The following is a 16,415-nucleotide window of genomic DNA, read 5'->3' on the forward strand; positions in this document are numbered from 1 at the left end:
TCGGGGTAACGCCATGAATCGCCGCCAGTTTCTTGCCTCGAGCGCCGCCCTCCTCGCCGTCCGCCCAAGTTTTGCGCAGGAAGGCCCGTTCCGGACAAAATACTTCCCGATCAGCCCAGGCATCGGCCTGCACGATCTCACGCCCGCTCCTGATGGCACCGTGTGGTTCACGGCGCAGGGCAAAGGCCTACTCGGCAGACTCGATCCAAAGGATGGCACCTTCAAGACGGTCAGCCTCGGCCAGGGCGCCGCCCCGCATGGCGTGACCATCGGCCCCGACGGCGCGCCATGGATCACCGAGGGCGGCCAGAATGCGATCGCGCGGGTCGATCCCGGCGATCTCAAGGTCACGCTGTTCCGCCTGCCGGAAAAGTTCGCCGCCGCCAATCTCAACACCGGCGTGTTCGATAAGGAAGGCACCTACTGGTTCACGGGCCAGTCGGGCTACTACGGCCGGCTCACGCCGAAGTCGGGCGAGATGACGGTCTTCAAGGCACCAAAAGGCATCGGGCCCTACGGCATCACCGTCACGCCCAAGGGCGACATCTGGTACGCCTCCCTCGCCGGCAGCTACATCGCCAAAGTCGATCTTGCAAACGGCAATGCCCGCGTCGTGCAGCCGCCGACAGCGAATGCGGGCTCACGGCGCGTCTGGTCGGATTCAAAGAACCGGATCTGGGTCAGCGAATGGAATAGCGGCCATGTCTCGGTGCACGATCCCGCCAATGGCTCCTGGAAGACATGGAAGCTGCCGGGCGAACGTCCCCGCGCCTATGCCGTCTATGTCGACGACAAGGACAAGGTCTGGCTGAGCGATTTCTCCGCCAATGCCATCGTCCGTTTCGATCCCACCACTGAAAAGTTCAACGTCTTCGCCAGCGACAAAGCCAATGCCAACGTCCGCCAGCTCGACGGCCGTCCGGGCGAGCTGTGGGGTTGTGAGTCCGGCAACGACCGGATCGTCATGATCCAGACGATCGCGGCCGGTTGACGGCCGCGACATTTGCGTCCATCCCGGCATCCGAAACAGGATGTGACGACGATGGCGAAGAAATCCCTCCAGCTCGGTCGTGCGGTCGAGTGGCCGCACACACCGGAAGAAGCCCAGCTCGACCGCGTGCCCAACCCGCAAAAGGGCACTGATTATCTGGTGCGCTTCACCGTGCCGGAATTCACCTCGCTCTGCCCGGTCACGGGACAGCCGGATTTCGCGCATCTGGTGATCGACTACGCGCCGGGCGCGTGGCTGCTGGAGTCGAAATCGCTGAAACTCTACATCGCGAGCTTCCGCAATCACGGCGCCTTCCACGAGGACTGCACCGTGATGATCGGCAAGCGCATCGCGAGCGAGATCAAGCCGAAATGGCTACGCATCGGCGGCTACTGGTATCCGCGCGGCGGCATCCCGATCGACGTGTTCTGGCAGACCGGCCGCGTGCCGAAGGGCCTGTGGGTGCCTGAGCAAGGCGTCGCGCCCTATCGTGGACGGGGCTAGAGCATGATCCGGAAAAGTGTGAAGCGGTTTTCCGAAAAGATCATGCTCAAACAAAGAGCTAAAGCGAGATGACGATTCAACCCAATCTCATCGCGCTTTAGCGTGCTCTTGTCCCACCTGGCGCGGCATTGACCGACGTGCTCAGGCCCGCGCGTCTGACGGCGCCCGCTGCTTGAGCAGCTGGGCGCAGACGAAGCCCAGCACCATCATGATCACGGCGCTCGCGAACAGGGTCGGCACTTTGCCGGCATGCTGGAGGCCGAAGCCATAGGCGAGCGGCCCCACGGTTTGCCCCATGAAGAAGAAGAACGAATGCAGCGACAGCGCGGTGGCCCGCGCCTCGACCGAGAGCTCGCTGGCGAAGACCTGGAGACAGCCATGGGCGATGTAGAAGCCCCATCCCATCACGATGAGATTCAGGGCCTGCACCTCCCAGCGTGGCCCGAAGGCGACGGCAATGAGCTGTGAGGCAACCAACGTCATGCCCGCGATCATCATGCCCTTCATGCCGAGCCACGGCAGCAGGCGCGACACCGTCAACGTGTAGAACAAGCCGCCAACCGCAAAGCCCGCGATGACGATACCGGCGATCGAGAGCGAGGTCTGCCCGAGCTCGAACAGGAACGAGGCGATGTAGGGAAACAGGCCGAGCACGCAACAGCCCTCGATGAACACGGCCGAGTAGCAGACATAGGCGTTCGGATTGGTGAAGATGGTGCGATAGCCGGCCTTCAGCGCCGATAGGCTGGTCTTCGGTGGATGCTTGACCTTGGCGCCGTGAAAGCCGGCGGCAACCGCGATCGAGGCGACGATTACGAGCACGCCGAGCACCGCGAGCACGCCGCGCCAGCCGAGAAAATCGCCGATCAGCCCGGAGGCCGAGGCGCCGAGCAGATTGCCGGTCATCGCGCCGGCGAGCGTGCGGCTGATCGCAACTTGGCGTTTCTCTGGCCCAACGAGATCGCTGGTCAGGCTCAGCGCCACCGGAAACACGCCGCCCGAGCCGATGCCGGCGAGAATGCGGGTCGCAAACAAAACCGAGAACGAGGTCGAGAGCGCGCCTAGGATGTTGGCAAGGCCGAGCAGCGCGAGGCAGCCGATCATCAGCCGCGTCTTGCCGAACAGATCGGCGGCAGCGCCAATGATGGGCTGGATGATCGAGAAGGTGAAGGCGAACACCGCGGCAAAGCCCGCGGCGGTCGCGATGCTGACGCCAAAGTCCTCGGCGATGTGCGGCAGCACCGGATCGAGCGCGCGTGCCGAGAGCGCTGCGGCGAAGCTTGCGCCTGATATGACGTAAAGCGCTGTCGGCAAGCCGTGATCGTGCGGCCGCGCCTCGCCGTGCTGCATCAGCGCGGATTCTTTGCGAGCGCGTCGAACGCCATCAGTCTAGCAATCAGGCCCTCGAACTCGCGCAGCGGCACCATGTTGGGGCCATCGGAGGGCGCGCGATCAGGATCGGGATGGGTCTCGATGAAGACGCCAGCCACGCCAACGGCAACAGCCGCGCGTGCCAGCACCGGCACGAATTCGCGCTCGCCGCCCGACGACGTCCCCTTTCCGCCCGGCTGCTGCACCGAATGGGTGGCATCGAAGATCACGGGCGCGCCGGTGGTGCGCGCCAGGATCGGCAATGCGCGCATGTCGGAGACCAGCGTGTTGTAGCCGAAGGAGGCGCCGCGCTCGGTGACGAGCACGTTGGGATTGTTCGCGCGCGCGATCTTGGTGACGACATTGGCCATGTCCCAGGGTGCCAGGAACTGGCCCTTCTTGACGTTGACGACCTTGCCGGTCGCGGCCGCCGCGAGCAGCAGGTCCGTCTGCCGGCAAAGGAAAGCGGGAATCTGCAGGACGTCGACGGCCTGCGCCACCTCGGCGCATTGCGTGGCCTCGTGCACGTCGGTGAGGACAGGCAGGCCGAGCGAGGAGCGGATTTCGGCGAAGATCGGCAGCGACTGCGCAAGGCCAAGCCCGCGCGCCGCCGATGCGCTGGTGCGGTTGGCCTTGTCGAACGAGGTCTTGTAGACGAGCCCGATGTTCAGCCGCGCGGCGATCTCCTTCAGCGCGGAGGCGACCTCCAGCGCATGCTGGCGGCTCTCGAGCTGGCATGGCCCGGCAATGACCGAGATCGGCAGGTCATTGCCGAATCTGACCGTGCCAATGGTGACGACCGGCGCCGCTGACGTCGTAGAGCTCAAGGCAAATCCCTCGTTTCGGCGCGACCATAGCCGTGATGAGGGTCGGATCAACCCTATTCGGCCAGGGCGGTCAGAATATCAGGGTTGCGCGGAGGCTCCCTTTGCGGCTGCGCACGCCGGCCGGCGCTCACTTCACCGCGGAGAATGCGGTCGGCGCCAGGATCTGACTGACGATGTTGGCGACGATCTGGCCGTCGGCTTCGCTCTCGGCGCGCGCTTTCATCCAGTCGGGATCGGCAATGAACTTGCCCCACTTCGTCTCGCGCTCGGCGAGCGACTCCCAGGCCAGGAAATAGGTCAGCTCCTGGTTGGATTCACCGATCAGCGTGGTGAAGAAGCCGGCCTGCTTGATGCCGTGCTTCTCCCAGATCTTCAGCGTAGCGGTCTCGAACCGCTTCAAGAGCGCCGGCAGCCGGCCGGGGACACAGTGATAAACGCGCATCTCGTAGATCATTGGAGTTCACTTCTGCATTGTTGTTCTTGCGGCTGGGAGTTGTCGCAACAAATTGCGCGATCGTCAAAGGCGAAGGGAGCCCGCTACACCAGCCGGCTCTGCACCATCGCCGCCTGAATGAAGGACGCGAACAGCGGATGCGGCTCGAAGGGCCGCGACTTCAGTTCGGGGTGGAACTGGACGCCGATGAACCAGGGATGATCCTCGTACTCGACGATCTCCGGCAGCACGCCGTCGGGCGATAGCCCAGAGAATTTCAGGCCGTGTTGCTCGAGGCGGTCCTTGTAGGCCGTGTTGACCTCGTAGCGATGGCGGTGACGCTCGGAGATTTCCGTCGCGCCGCCATAGACCTCTGAGACGCGGCTGCCACGATTGAGCGTTGCCGGATAGGCCCCCAGCCGCATCGTGCCGCCGAGATCGCCGGCCTGCGAGCGCTTCTCGAGCTCGTTGCCACGCAGCCATTCCGTCATCAGGCCGACCAGGGGCTCCTTGGTCGGGCCAAACTCGGTGGAGTTGGCCGCCTCGATGCCGACGAGGTTTCGCGCGGCCTCGATGACAGCCATCTGCATGCCGAAGCAGATGCCGAAATACGGCACGTCGCGCTCGCGCGCGAACTGCGCCGCCTTGATCTTTCCCTCCGCGCCGCGCTGGCCGAAGCCGCCGGGCACCAGGATGCCGTTGACGTGCTCGAGGAACGGCGCGGGATCTTCCTTCTCGAAGATCTCGCTCTCGATCCAGTCGAGATTGACCTTCACCTTGTTGGCGATGCCGCCATGCGACAGCGCCTCGATCAGCGACTTATACGCATCCTTCATGCCGGTGTACTTGCCGACGATGGCAATGGTGACGTTGCCTTCGGGATTGCGGACGCGCTCGTTGATCTCTTGCCAGCTGCGCAGCTCCGGCGGAATCCGCGAGCCAATACCGAAGGCGGCGAGCACTTCGTCGTCGAGGCCTGCATTGTGGTAGGCCTCGGGCACGGCGTAGATGTTGTCGACGTCGCGCGCCTCGATCACGGCGCTTTCGCGCACGTTGCAGAACAGACCCAGCTTGCGCCGCTCCTCCTTCGGGATCGCGCGGTCGGTGCGGCAAAGCAGGATGTCCGGCTGGATGCCGATCGAGCGCAGCTCCTTCACCGAGTGCTGCGTCGGCTTGGTCTTGAGCTCGCCGGCGCTGGGGATGTAGGGCAGCAGCGTGAGATGGATGTAGACGGCGTGATCGCGCGGCAGCTCGTTCTTGAGCTGGCGGATCGCCTCGAAGAACGGCAGGCCCTCGATGTCGCCGACGGTGCCGCCGATCTCGACCAGCACGAAGTCGTAATCGTCATTGCCGTCGAGGACGAATTCCTTGATGGCGTTGGTGACGTGCGGAACCACCTGGATGGTCGCGCCGAGATAATCGCCGCGGCGCTCCTTGGAGATGATGTCCTGGTAGATGCGCCCCGTGGTGATGTTGTCGGCCTTGGTCGCCGGCCTGCCGGTGAAGCGCTCGTAGTGACCGAGATCGAGATCGGTCTCCGCGCCGTCATCGGTCACGAACACTTCGCCGTGCTGATACGGCGACATCGTGCCGGGATCGAGGTTGAGATAGGGGTCGAGCTTGCGGAGGCGGACCTTGTAGCCCCGGGCTTGCAACAGCGCACCGAGTGCCGCCGAGGCCAGACCCTTGCCGAGCGAAGAAACCACGCCGCCGGTGATGAATATGTACCGCGCCATGGGACTTAACCTCTAATCCCTCGAATTCGATTCGCCAAAGCGATTCGTATTCCGCCCCAAAGATTTTGCGGGCCTGTGGGTGATCCAGAACTGAAAGTGGTGACAGTGCCTTGATGGGGACTTTTGCTGCAGGACGGTAGAAGCCGCCCTGCATGGCCCCCCTGCTTTATTGCGAGCGCGGCACCTGCGGGCCGGCGGGCGCCTGGTTCTGCTGCTGCTCGTCGGCCTTCTTCAGCGAATCCAGGATGCCGCCCGAGGTCGGCGGTGCGATCGGCGACCCGCCGGCCGGCTGGGTTTGCGACGGCTGGCCGATGATCGACGACGGCTTGCGGTCGTAGCCGGCGTACCAGGACAGGAACAGGCTGGTGAGGAAGAAGCCAACGGCCAAAACCGCAGTGGTCCGCGTCAAAAGGTTCGCCGTGCCGCGGCTCGACATGAAGCCCGCGCCTCCGCCCATGCCGAGGCCGCCGCCTTCCGACTTCTGGAGCAGGACGGCGCCGATCATGACGGCGACGATCATGAGGTGGATGACGATGACAACGGTCTGCATAGTATCCTTCCGTCACAAGCGGGCGGCGCCTGACGGCGGCCGATCGCGCTTCGCGGGTTTTCCTGAAGTTGCGCGGTGTTACACGATCGGAGGGGGTATTGCCACCCCCGATCGGGCCCGGACCAACGGTTTGAATGAGCTAGGGACAGCCCTTGGCAATCGCAAGGAAATCGGCCGCCTTCAGGCTGGCGCCGCCGACCAGCGCGCCGTTGACGTTTTTCACCGCCATCAGCTCGGCCGCATTCGAGGGCTTGACCGAACCGCCGTAAAGGATCCGCATCTTGGCACCGTCGGCCTTGAACCGGGAAATCAGGAGCTCCCGGATAAAGCCATGAATTTGCTCGACATCCTGGGACGTGGGGGTCAGGCCTGTGCCGATCGCCCATACCGGCTCATAGGCCACGACCAGATTGGCTGCGGTGGAGCCGTCCGGCAGTGAGCCGTCGAGCTGGCCGCGCAGGATATCCAGGGTCTGGCCGGCATCGCGCTGGCCTTGCGTCTCGCCGATGCAGACGATCGCCGTCGCCCCGGCGCGCCAGGCTGCCTCGGCCTTCTGCCGGACCAGGGCATCGCCCTCGCCGTGGTCGGCGCGCCGCTCGGAATGACCGACAATGATGGCGGTTGCGCCGGCATCCACCAGCATTTCGGCGGCAACATCGCCGGTATGGGCGCCGGAGGCCTTGGGATGGCAGTCCTGGGCCCCCACCGCGACCTTCTTGCCCCGCGCCTTGTCGGCGAAGGCGGCGATCAGGGTTGCGGGCGGGCAGACCAGCAGGTCGGCCTTGGCAGCCACGTCCGCCGCGCCGTTGAGCATGGCGTCGAATTCGGCAGCCTGGGCCTTCAGGCCGTTCATCTTCCAGTTGCCGGCGATCAGCGGTCGGATGGCGTCGGTCATGTCAGTGTCCAGCAAAATGAGGTTTGTGCATGCGCTAGCAGAGCTGTCGCGGCAGTTCCAGAGACCAGAGGCTTTTAACCGCAGCTTCGAGGCGCCGCATGAGGTGAGGTTGCGGGGGGAAAGCCGCCACTTTATGATGATCTATCAATTTGGTGACGCGCTTTTGCGGAATCTGCATTAAGACGCGCTCCCGTTCCCCTCCTGCCAAACAAGTTGGACCAAATGCTTCGAGGAATGCGCAAGGCCTCATCAAACTGGCTCGGCAAGACCATTATGGCCGTGGTGATGGGCGTGTTGATCGTCAGTTTCGGCATTTGGGGCATCGCCGACATCTTCCGCGGCTTCGGGCAGTCCACGGTGGCCAAGGTCGGCAGCACCGAGATTTCGCTCAACGAGTTCCGCCAGATCTACACCGACCGCCTGCAACAGATCAGCCGCCAGTTCGGCCGTCCGCTGACGCCCGATCAGGCACGTGCCTTCGGCCTCGACCGCCAGGTGCTCCAGCAGACCATCGCCGAAGCCGCCATCGACGAAGAGGCGCGCCGGCTCGGGCTCGGCCAGTCTGACGACCAGATCCGCCAGGTCATCATGAACGACCCCAACTTCAAGGGAGTCGGCGGCAACTTCGATGCGAATCGCTTCCAGGCCGTGATCCGCAATTTCGGCTATACCGAGCAGCGCTACGTCGCCGAGCAGCGCAAAGTGTCGCTGCGCCGGCAGATCACCGGCACGATTGGCGCCGGCCTCGAGCCGCCGAAAACCATGCTCGACGCGTTGACGCGCTTCCAGAGCGAGCAGCGCGCCATCGAGTTCGTCAGGCTCGACGCCGCGCAGGCAGGCCAGATCGAGGCGCCCTCGCCCGAGACGCTCGCCGCCTATTTCGAGGATCACAAGGTCCAGTTCCGCGCGCCCGAATATCGCAAGATCGCCTTCGTCGTGGTCTCGCCGGAGGAGATCGGCAAGTGGTCCGAGGTGTCGGACGAGGACGCCAAGAAAGTGTTCGACCAACGCAAGAACCGGCTCGGGGCGCCGGAGAAGCGCCAGATCCAGCAGATCGTGTTTCCGAACTTGGCGGAGGCGCAGACCGCACGCGAGCGCCTCGTCGGCGGGATGTCGTTCGAGGACCTCGGCAAGGAGCGCGGGCTGAGCGCCTCCGACGTCGATCTCGGGCTCGTGACCAAATCTTCGCTCGATCCCGCCGTCGGCGATGCCGCCTTCGCGCTTCCTGCAGGCGAGATCAGCCAGCCGATCCAGGGCGGGCTTGGCGTCGCGATCGTCAAGGTCGACAAGGTCGAGCCGGGCAAAGAGGCGGACTACGCCAGCGTTGCGGGCGACATCAAGCGCGAGATCGCGACCGAGCGCGCGCGCGTCAAGGTCGCCGATCTCCGCGACAAGATGGAGGACGAGCGTGGCGGCGGCTCCAGCGTGATCGACGCGGCGCAGAAGCTCGGGCTCACGGCGGTGACCATCGACGCCGTCGACCGTTCCGGCCGCGCCCCGAACGGCCAGCCGGTCGCCAATATTCCGCAGGGCCTCGACGTGGTGTCGCAGGCCTTCAACACCGACGTCGGCGTCGACAACGACTCGATCTCGTTCAAGGGCGGCTATGTCTGGTACGACGTCATCGCGATCACGCCCTCGCGCGACCGCAATCTCGACGAGGTTCGCGACCAGGTCGAGGCGCGCTGGCGCCAGGACCAGGTGGCGGCCAAGCTGAAGACCAAGGCGACCGAGATGGTGCAGAAGCTCGAATCCGGCAGCAAGCTCGCCGATGAAGCTGCTGCGATCGGCGCCAAGGTCGAGACCGCGACCGGCTTCAAGCGCGATGACTCGCCTGCCGGCGTACCCGCAACCGTCGTATCGGCCGCCTTCCGCACCGCCAAGGACGGCGTCGGACAGACGCCCGTGAGCGGCGGCAGCGAAGTGATCGTCTTCCGGGTCACCGACATCGTCGAACCCACGGTGGACGCCGCCTCCGACGCCGTGAAGAAGCTGAAGGACAGCCTCGACCGCGCGCAGACCGAGGAGCAGGTCGCTTCCTACGTCAACAAGCTTGAAACCGACATCGGGACCACCATTAATCAGGCCGCCTTCGCGCAGGTGACCGGCGCGAACCAGTGAGTTGAAAGCACGCGATGGACGACCTGAAATCGATCATTGGAAAAGTGGCGACCGGCGCCAGCCTGTCGCGTGACGAAGCCGCCTCCGCCTTCGACGCCATGATGTCGGGCGAAGCCACGCCCTCGCAGATGGGCGGCCTGTTGATGGCGCTCAGGGTGCGCGGCGAGACCGTGGACGAGATCACCGGCGCCGTTACGGCGATGCGCTCCAAGATGCTGGCCGTGACGGCGCCGCCTGACGCCGTCGACATCGTCGGCACCGGCGGCGACGGCTCCGGCTCGGTCAATGTCTCGACCTGCGCCTCCTTCATCGTCTCGGGCGCCGGCGTGCCGGTGGCCAAGCACGGCAACCGCGCGCTGTCCTCGCGCTCGGGCGCCGCCGACGTGCTCGCCTCGCTCGGCGTGAAGATCGACCTCAGGCCCGAGCAGGTCGGACATTGCGTGCGCGAATGCGGCATCGGCTTCATGTTCGCCCCCGCCCACCATCCCGCCATGAAGAACGTTGGCCCGACCCGGGTCGAGCTTGCGACGCGCACGATCTTCAACCTGCTCGGCCCCCTGTCCAATCCGGCCGGCGTCAAGCGACAGATGGTCGGCGTATTCTCGCGGCAATGGGTGCAGCCGCTGGCGCAGGTGCTCAAGAACCTCGGCTCGGAGTCCGCCTGGGTCGTGCATGGCTCCGATGGCCTCGACGAGATCACACTGACCGGCCCGACGTTCGTCTCCGCCCTCCAGAATGGCGAGATCCGGAATTTCGAAGTGACGCCGGAAGAGGCCGGCCTGTCGCGCTGCGAGACCGGCGCACTCAAAGGAGGCGACGCCGAGGCCAATGCGATCGCGCTGCAAAGCGTGCTCGACGGCAAGCCGAGCCCCTACCGCGACGTCGCGCTGATCAACGCTGCCGCCGCGCTTGTCGTGGCCGGCCGCGCCAAGGATCTCAAGGAGGGCGTTGCGATCGGCGCGAAGTCGCTCGATAGCGGCGCCGCAAGCGCGCGGCTGAAACATCTGATCGCGGTCTCGAACGGCTGGGCCTGATATGTCGGATATCCTGACCAAGATCGAAGCCTACAAGCGCGAGGAGATCGCCGCGGCCAAGCGCGCGCAGCCGCTCTCGATTGTCGAGGCAAAAGCCAAGGCGCAAGCCGCCCCGCGCGGCTTCGTGCGCGCGATCAAGGCGAAGCACGCCAATGGCGACTACGCGCTGATTGCCGAGATCAAGAAGGCCTCGCCGTCGAAGGGACTGATCCGCGCCGATTTCGATCCGCCCCAGCTTGGCAGGGCCTATGAGGCCGGCGGGGCCGCCTGCCTTTCGGTGTTGACCGACACGCAGTCGTTCCAGGGTCATCTCGACTTCATGGGGGCGGCGCGCGCGGCAACGTCACTGCCGGTGCTGCGCAAGGATTTCATGTTCGACACCTATCAGGTGGCGGAGGCTCGCGCTCATGGCGCCGATTGCATCCTGATCATCATGGCCGCGCTCGACGATGCGACCGCCAGGGATCTCGAAGACGCCGCATTCGCCTACGGCATGGATGTGCTGATCGAGATCCATGACCGCGCCGAGCTCAACCGCGCGCTGAAACTTCGCTCGCCGATGATCGGCGTCAACAACCGCAATTTGCGCACCTTCGAGACCACGCTTGCGACCAGCGAGGCACTGGCGCCGCTGATCCCCGCGGACCGGCTGATGGTCGGCGAGAGCGGCATCTTCACAGCCGCAGACCTTGCGCGGCTCGAGCGCGTCGGCATGTCAACCTTCCTGGTCGGCGAGAGCCTGATGCGGCAGGCCGACGTCACCGCCGCCACGCGCACCCTGCTCGCGCGCGAGCCGGCACCGCGCGCGACGGGCACGCGCTGACATGGCGCGCAGGCCTTCCACGACCCGCTCGGCGAAAGCTAAGGCCGGCCCTGCCCTCACCCATATCGGCGCCTCCGGCGAAGCGCGGATGGTGGACGTGTCTGACAAGCCCGCGACCGAACGGCTTGCGGTCGCCGAAGGCCGCGTCATCATGACCAAGGCGACGCTCGATCTGATCGTATCCGGCAACGCCAGGAAGGGCGACGTGCTCGGCACCGCGCGCATCGCCGGCATCATGGCCGCCAAGCGCACCTCCGAGCTGATCCCGCTCTGCCATCCGCTCGCGCTGTCGAAAGTCACGCTCGACATCGAGCCCGATGCGAAACTGCCGGGCTGCCTCGTCCGCGCCAGCGTGAAGGTCACCGGTCCCACCGGCGTCGAGATGGAGGCGCTCACGGCGGTCTCGGTCGCCTGCCTCACCATCTACGACATGATCAAGGCGGTGGAGCGCGGCGTGCGCATCGAGGGCATCCATCTCGTCGAGAAGCTCGGCGGCAAGTCCGGCCATTACCGCGCCTGATCGCGTCGCTCTTGTCCCTCTCGGTGTCGTTGGAAGATGTGTTCGCAGATCACGTGCCAATGCGCTTTCGAGGACCGCCAACATGTTAGATAGTTAAGCCTTGGTTGATCGCGGCACGGCCGGCAGGAATTGATCGGCATCACGGAAGGCCCTCGGCAATTCCTGCACGTCTTGCGTCGCGCGCATCGGTTGCCTTTGTGCCCGGCCGTTCATATCGCGTTAACCGCGCTTCCTAACTTCGCCTCCACACCGTTCCCGTAAACCAACGGATGTTTCCGGGGCCAAGAATTGATCCTGGCGTGTGCACGGCAATGATCCAGCATGATGACGAGATTCGGCAGTCGCCTCTTTGACCAGGCCTTCGCCCGCAGCGGCCCGATCCGCTGGCTGGTGGTGGGCGGCACGCTGCTGATCGCGGCGATCGCCGTTGGCGCGACGCTGATGGCGCAGAATTTCCGCGAACGCGCGCTGCGCAACTCCGGCCGCGAGCTGGAAAACACCGTGCTGATGCTCGCCCATCATTTCGACCAGCAATTGCAGGATTTCGCGGTCATCCAGAAGGATTTCGTCGACCACGTCCGCGCAACCGGCATCAATAATGTGGAGGACTATCGCAAGCGCCTCTCGGGGCAGGACATCCACCGCATGCTGCGCTCGAAGATCGAGGCGCTGCCCTACATGGGCGGGGTCAACGTCATCGACGCCGAAGGTAATCTGGTCAACTCGTCGACGGCATGGCCGGCCCCGAACCTGAACGTTGCCGATCGCGCCTATTTCCGCACTTTCAAATACGATCCCTATTCGCCTGACGTACTGATCGAGCCGCTGCACAGCCGCATCTCGGGCGCCTGGACCATCCTGATCGTCCGCAAGATCCTTGGACCGAACGGCGAGTTCCTGGGCGTCGTCGGGCGCGGCATCGAGCCCGCCAATTTCGAGAAGTTCTTCGCTTCCGTCGTGCTCGGCGAAGGCGCGTCGATCTCGATGCTGCATCGAGACGGCACGCTGCTGGCCCGCTATCCCCTTTCCAGCGAATTGATGGGGCGGAATTTCAAGACCGGCCCGTTCTCGCATCAGAGGGTTTTCGGGCTCGATCACTTCGCCGGCCGCTTCGTGAGCCCTATCGATGGCGACGACCGGCTGATCTCCTCGCGCGCCCTGCCCCACTTTCCGATCCTGATCATGGCCACCATGACGCGCGCGGCGGCCCTGGCGGACTGGCGCGAGCAGATCGGCATCCTGATCTCGGTCGCCGCCTCTTCCGCACTCGCCATCGCGGGCGTGCTGATCGCGGTCGTGCGCAAGCTGCTGGAGCAGCACCGCCTCTCGCGGGAACGGCTGACGCTGGAAAAGCAGCGGCTCGACCGCGCCGTCAACAACATGACGCAGGGCCTCCTGCTGTTCGATGCCGAGCGGCGGCTCGTGATCTGCAACCAGCGCTACATCGAGATGTACGGGCTGTCGGCCGAGACCGTGAAGCCCGGTTCCAGCTTCCACGACATCATCGCCCATCGCAAAGCGACGGGCTCCTTCACCGGCAATGTCGACGACTACGTTGCGCGCGTGCTGCGCGACATCCACCTGCGCAACTCCATGGTGGTCGACACCTCCGACGGCCGCTCGATCCAGATCGTCAACGAACCGCTCGCGGACGGCGGCTGGGTCGCGACGCATGAGGACATCACCGAGCGCCGGCGGACCGAGGAACGCATCACCCACCTCGCCCATTACGACGCGCTGACCGACCTGCCCAACCGCGCCATGTTCCACGAGCATCTGCGCGAAGAGTTGGGTACCATCGCCGACGGCGAAGAGATCGCGGTGCACTACATCGACATCGACGAGTTCAAGGGCGTCAACGACGCACTCGGTCATCTCGTCGGCGACGAGCTGTTGAAATCGGTCGCACAGAGCCTTCGCCGCTGCGCAGGTCCGATGGATTTCGTGGCACGGCTCGGCGGCGATGAATTCGCGATCGTACAGAGCGCAGTAACATCGCCGGAGGAGGTCAACGAGCTCGTCGCGCGGGTGTTCGAGACCATTCGCATGCCGTTCGACTGCATGGGCCATCATCTCACCACGGACGCCAGCATAGGCATCGCCCTTGCGCCGAGACACGGGACCGCGCTGGACCAGATCCTGAAGAATGCCGATATGGCGATGTATGCGGCCAAAGCCGCCGGCCGCCGCACCTATCGCTTCTTCGAGCACGAGATGGACGCCAAGGTCCGCGAGCGGCGGCAGCTCGAGATCGACCTGCGCCACGCCATCGCTCATGGCGGCCTCGAGGTCTATTACCAGCCCTGCCTCGGCCTGAAGGACGACCGCATCACCGGATGCGAGGCGCTGGTACGCTGGCGCCATCCCGAGCGCGGCATGGTCTCACCGGCCGAATTCATCCCGATCGCCGAAGATACCGGCCTGATCAACGAGATCGGCGAATGGGTGCTGGCGACTGCCTGCAGGGATGCAGCAAACTGGCCCGACGACATTCGCCTCGCCGTCAACGTCTCGCCGGTGCAGTTCAAGAGCGGCACGCTGGCACTGAAGATCATGGCCGCCCTCGCCGCCTCCAATTTACCGGCGAGCCGGCTCGAGCTAGAGATCACCGAGGCCGTCCTGATCCGCGACGACGACGCAGCGCTCGCGATCCTGCACCAGCTTCGCGCCATCGGCGTGCGCATCGCGCTGGATGATTTCGGCACCGGCTACTCGTCGCTGAGCTATCTGCACCGCTTCCCCTTCGACAAGATCAAGATCGACCGCTGCTTCGTCGACGACATCGCCGGCCCCGACGGCTCCGCCAGCATCGTCCAGGCCGTCGTCAACCTCGCGGCCGCCCGCCGCATGACCACCACGGCCGAGGGCGTCGAGACCGAAGAGCAGCAGCGCCTGCTTCGCGCGCTTGGATGTTCCGAGATGCAGGGCTATCTGTTCAGCGCCGCGAAGCCCGCCGACAAGATGCTGGAGCTGTTCGCGCTGCATCGCAGCCGTCTCGCCCAGCGCGGTGGCGAGGAAATCCGCCGCCGCGAGGCCGGCTAGATCTTCGGCCGAACGGCCTGATCCCTCCCATCCCCGCGATGAAGTGCTGGTGGAGCGCGACAGCCGCTACGAAGCAACGTTTGCCGCCATGAACCCGAGCTGAGACGGCCCCCAAACGAAATCGCCCGGGAGCGGTCATCCGCTCCCGGGCGATTCCAGACGTCGCAAGAATTAGTTCGGCACCGCCGCCTTTGACCCGGGCTTCGCGGCAACCGCATTCGCGGTGACGCCGTGCAAGAAGTCGAAAGCCGTATGCAGGGCTTTGTCGTCCTTCTCTTCCGGCGGGACGTAGGATTGTGATCCGGTCTGCTCGGTGCCGTCGGCGGCCTGCAGATGCCCGCGCATCTGGGATTCCGCCATGGTGTCCATCCGGCCCTTCAGCTCGGGCGGCACATCCTGCAGGATCTCGATGTCGGGCGCGATGCCCTGGGCCTGAATCGAGCGGCCCGACGGCGTGTAGTAGCGCGCCGTGGTCAGCGCCAGCGCACCGTTGCCGGCGCCGAGCGGAATGATTGTCTGCACCGAGCCCTTGCCGAACGAGCGCGTTCCGATGATCGTCGCACGCTTGTGGTCATGCAGTGCGCCGGCCACGATCTCGGAAGCCGAAGCCGAGCCGCCATTGACCAGAATCACCAGCGGCTTGCCCTTGGTGAGATCGCCGCCATGCGCCGTGAAGCGCTGGGTCTCTTCCGGATTGCGCCCGCGGGTCGAAACGACCTCGCCGCGCTGAAGGAATGCGCTCGACACCGAGACGGCCTGGTCGAGCAGACCGCCTGGATTGTTGCGCAGGTCCATCACATAGCCTGCGAGCTTCTCCGACGGGACCTGCTTGGAAATCGATGCAATAGCCTTCTTCAGGCCGTCGGTGGTCTGCTCGTTGAACGAGGTGATGCGGATATAGCCGATGTCGCCGTTCTCGACGTGGAAGCGCACCGGGCGCACATGGATGATCTCGCGGGTGATCGCGACGTCGAGCGGCGCGTCGGCCCCCTTGCGCACGATGGTGAGCTTGGTCTTGGTGTCGACCGGGCCCTTCATCTTGTTGACAGCCTGCTCGAGCGTCATGCCCTGCACGGCCTCGCCGTCGATCTTGCTGATGAGGTCGCCGGACATGATGCCAGCCTTCGACGCCGGCGTATCGTCGATCGGCGAGACGACCTTGACGAGACCATCCTCCATCGTGACCTCGATGCCGAGCCCGCCGAACTCGCCGGAGGTGGTCTCCTGCATCTCGGTCCAGGCCTTGGCGTTCATGTAGCGCGAATGCGGGTCGAGCGAGGTCACCATGCCCGTGACCGCGCCTTCGATCAGCTTGGCATTGTCGGGCTTCTCGACATAGTTCGCCTTGACCCGCTCGAACACTGCGCCAAACAAGTTGAGCTGGGAATAGGCATCATCCGCGCTCGCCGCCGCCCGTGCCGCCCACACGCCGCCGTGGGGACTGGCTACCAGAAGGGTCAGACACGCTCCCGTGAGCGCGCCCAGGGGGAACAGCAGGTTTTTCCGCATGGATTGACTGGCCTTTTGCTTAGCGGTTCTCTTGAGGGGCTTGTCTCTCGGGCTTGGAA

The 16,415-nt window shown here is 64.9% G+C and carries 14 protein-coding genes; 7 read left to right on the plus strand and 7 right to left on the minus strand.

Annotated features, from left to right (window positions below; all coding sequences use genetic code 11):
* Positions 1-13 precede the first annotated feature (13 nt).
* Both BLV07_RS12975 and queF read left to right on the plus strand, forming a co-directional pair.
* Positions 14-991, plus strand: a complete 978-nt coding sequence (locus BLV07_RS12975; RefSeq protein WP_091885679.1) for a Vgb family protein — start codon at positions 14-16, stop codon at positions 989-991.
* 51 nt (positions 992-1,042) lie between these two features.
* Complete coding sequence (gene queF / locus BLV07_RS12980) at positions 1,043-1,495, plus strand: preQ(1) synthase (RefSeq protein ID WP_176945506.1); 453 nt, start codon at positions 1,043-1,045, stop codon at positions 1,493-1,495.
* Between the two features lie 141 nt (positions 1,496-1,636).
* Here queF and BLV07_RS12985 read toward each other — a convergent pair whose 3' ends face one another.
* The 6 genes from BLV07_RS12985 to tpiA form a co-directional block, all read right to left on the minus strand.
* Complete coding sequence (locus BLV07_RS12985) at positions 1,637-2,845, minus strand: MFS transporter (RefSeq protein WP_091885685.1); 1,209 nt, start codon at positions 2,843-2,845, stop codon at positions 1,637-1,639.
* Positions 2,845-3,693, minus strand: a complete 849-nt coding sequence (gene kdsA, locus BLV07_RS12990; RefSeq protein ID WP_091885688.1) for a 3-deoxy-8-phosphooctulonate synthase — start codon at positions 3,691-3,693, stop codon at positions 2,845-2,847. Before kdsA ends, BLV07_RS12985 begins: the two co-directional genes overlap by 1 nt.
* Positions 3,694-3,820: 127 nt before the next feature.
* On the minus strand, positions 3,821-4,147 hold the full coding sequence (locus BLV07_RS12995) for an NIPSNAP family protein (protein ID WP_091885691.1): 327 nt from the start codon (positions 4,145-4,147) through the stop codon (positions 3,821-3,823).
* 83 nt (positions 4,148-4,230) lie between these two features.
* Positions 4,231-5,862 carry a CTP synthase gene (gene pyrG, locus BLV07_RS13000; RefSeq protein ID WP_091885694.1) on the minus strand — a complete coding sequence of 544 codons (1,632 nt, stop codon included), beginning with the start codon at positions 5,860-5,862 and terminating at the stop codon, positions 4,231-4,233.
* 166 nt (positions 5,863-6,028) lie between these two features.
* Positions 6,029-6,412, minus strand: a complete 384-nt coding sequence (gene secG / locus BLV07_RS13005; RefSeq protein ID WP_091885697.1) for a preprotein translocase subunit SecG — start codon at positions 6,410-6,412, stop codon at positions 6,029-6,031.
* Positions 6,413-6,551: 139 nt separating this feature from the next.
* Entirely contained in the window at positions 6,552-7,307 is a 756-nt protein-coding gene (gene tpiA / locus BLV07_RS13010; protein ID WP_091885700.1) for a triose-phosphate isomerase, read from the minus strand.
* Between the two features lie 222 nt (positions 7,308-7,529).
* Between tpiA and BLV07_RS13020 the strand changes: the two genes are divergently transcribed.
* From BLV07_RS13020 to BLV07_RS13040, 5 genes are all read left to right on the plus strand, one after another.
* On the plus strand, positions 7,530-9,428 hold the full coding sequence (locus BLV07_RS13020; RefSeq protein WP_091885706.1) for a SurA N-terminal domain-containing protein: 1,899 nt from the start codon (positions 7,530-7,532) through the stop codon (positions 9,426-9,428).
* A gap of 14 nt (positions 9,429-9,442) precedes the next feature.
* On the plus strand, positions 9,443-10,462 hold the full coding sequence (gene trpD, locus BLV07_RS13025; RefSeq protein WP_091885709.1) for an anthranilate phosphoribosyltransferase: 1,020 nt from the start codon (positions 9,443-9,445) through the stop codon (positions 10,460-10,462).
* 1 nt (position 10,463) lies between these two features.
* Positions 10,464-11,285 carry an indole-3-glycerol phosphate synthase TrpC gene (trpC, locus tag BLV07_RS13030; RefSeq protein WP_091885712.1) on the plus strand — a complete coding sequence of 274 codons (822 nt, stop codon included), beginning with the start codon at positions 10,464-10,466 and terminating at the stop codon, positions 11,283-11,285.
* 1 nt (position 11,286) lies between these two features.
* A complete protein-coding gene (gene moaC / locus BLV07_RS13035; RefSeq protein ID WP_091885715.1) occupies positions 11,287-11,805 on the plus strand; it encodes a cyclic pyranopterin monophosphate synthase MoaC in 519 nt (172 codons plus the stop codon).
* A gap of 321 nt (positions 11,806-12,126) precedes the next feature.
* On the plus strand, positions 12,127-14,847 hold the full coding sequence (locus tag BLV07_RS13040; protein WP_091885718.1) for a bifunctional diguanylate cyclase/phosphodiesterase: 2,721 nt from the start codon (positions 12,127-12,129) through the stop codon (positions 14,845-14,847).
* A gap of 171 nt (positions 14,848-15,018) precedes the next feature.
* Here the strand turns inward: BLV07_RS13040 and BLV07_RS13045 are convergent, their stop codons facing one another.
* A complete protein-coding gene (locus BLV07_RS13045) occupies positions 15,019-16,356 on the minus strand; it encodes a S41 family peptidase (protein WP_091885720.1) in 1,338 nt (445 codons plus the stop codon).
* Positions 16,357-16,415: the final 59 nt, after the last annotated feature.

It is taken from the genome of Bradyrhizobium sp. Rc2d (genome assembly GCF_900099855.1).
In the GTDB taxonomy this organism is placed as follows: domain Bacteria; phylum Pseudomonadota; class Alphaproteobacteria; order Rhizobiales; family Xanthobacteraceae; genus Bradyrhizobium.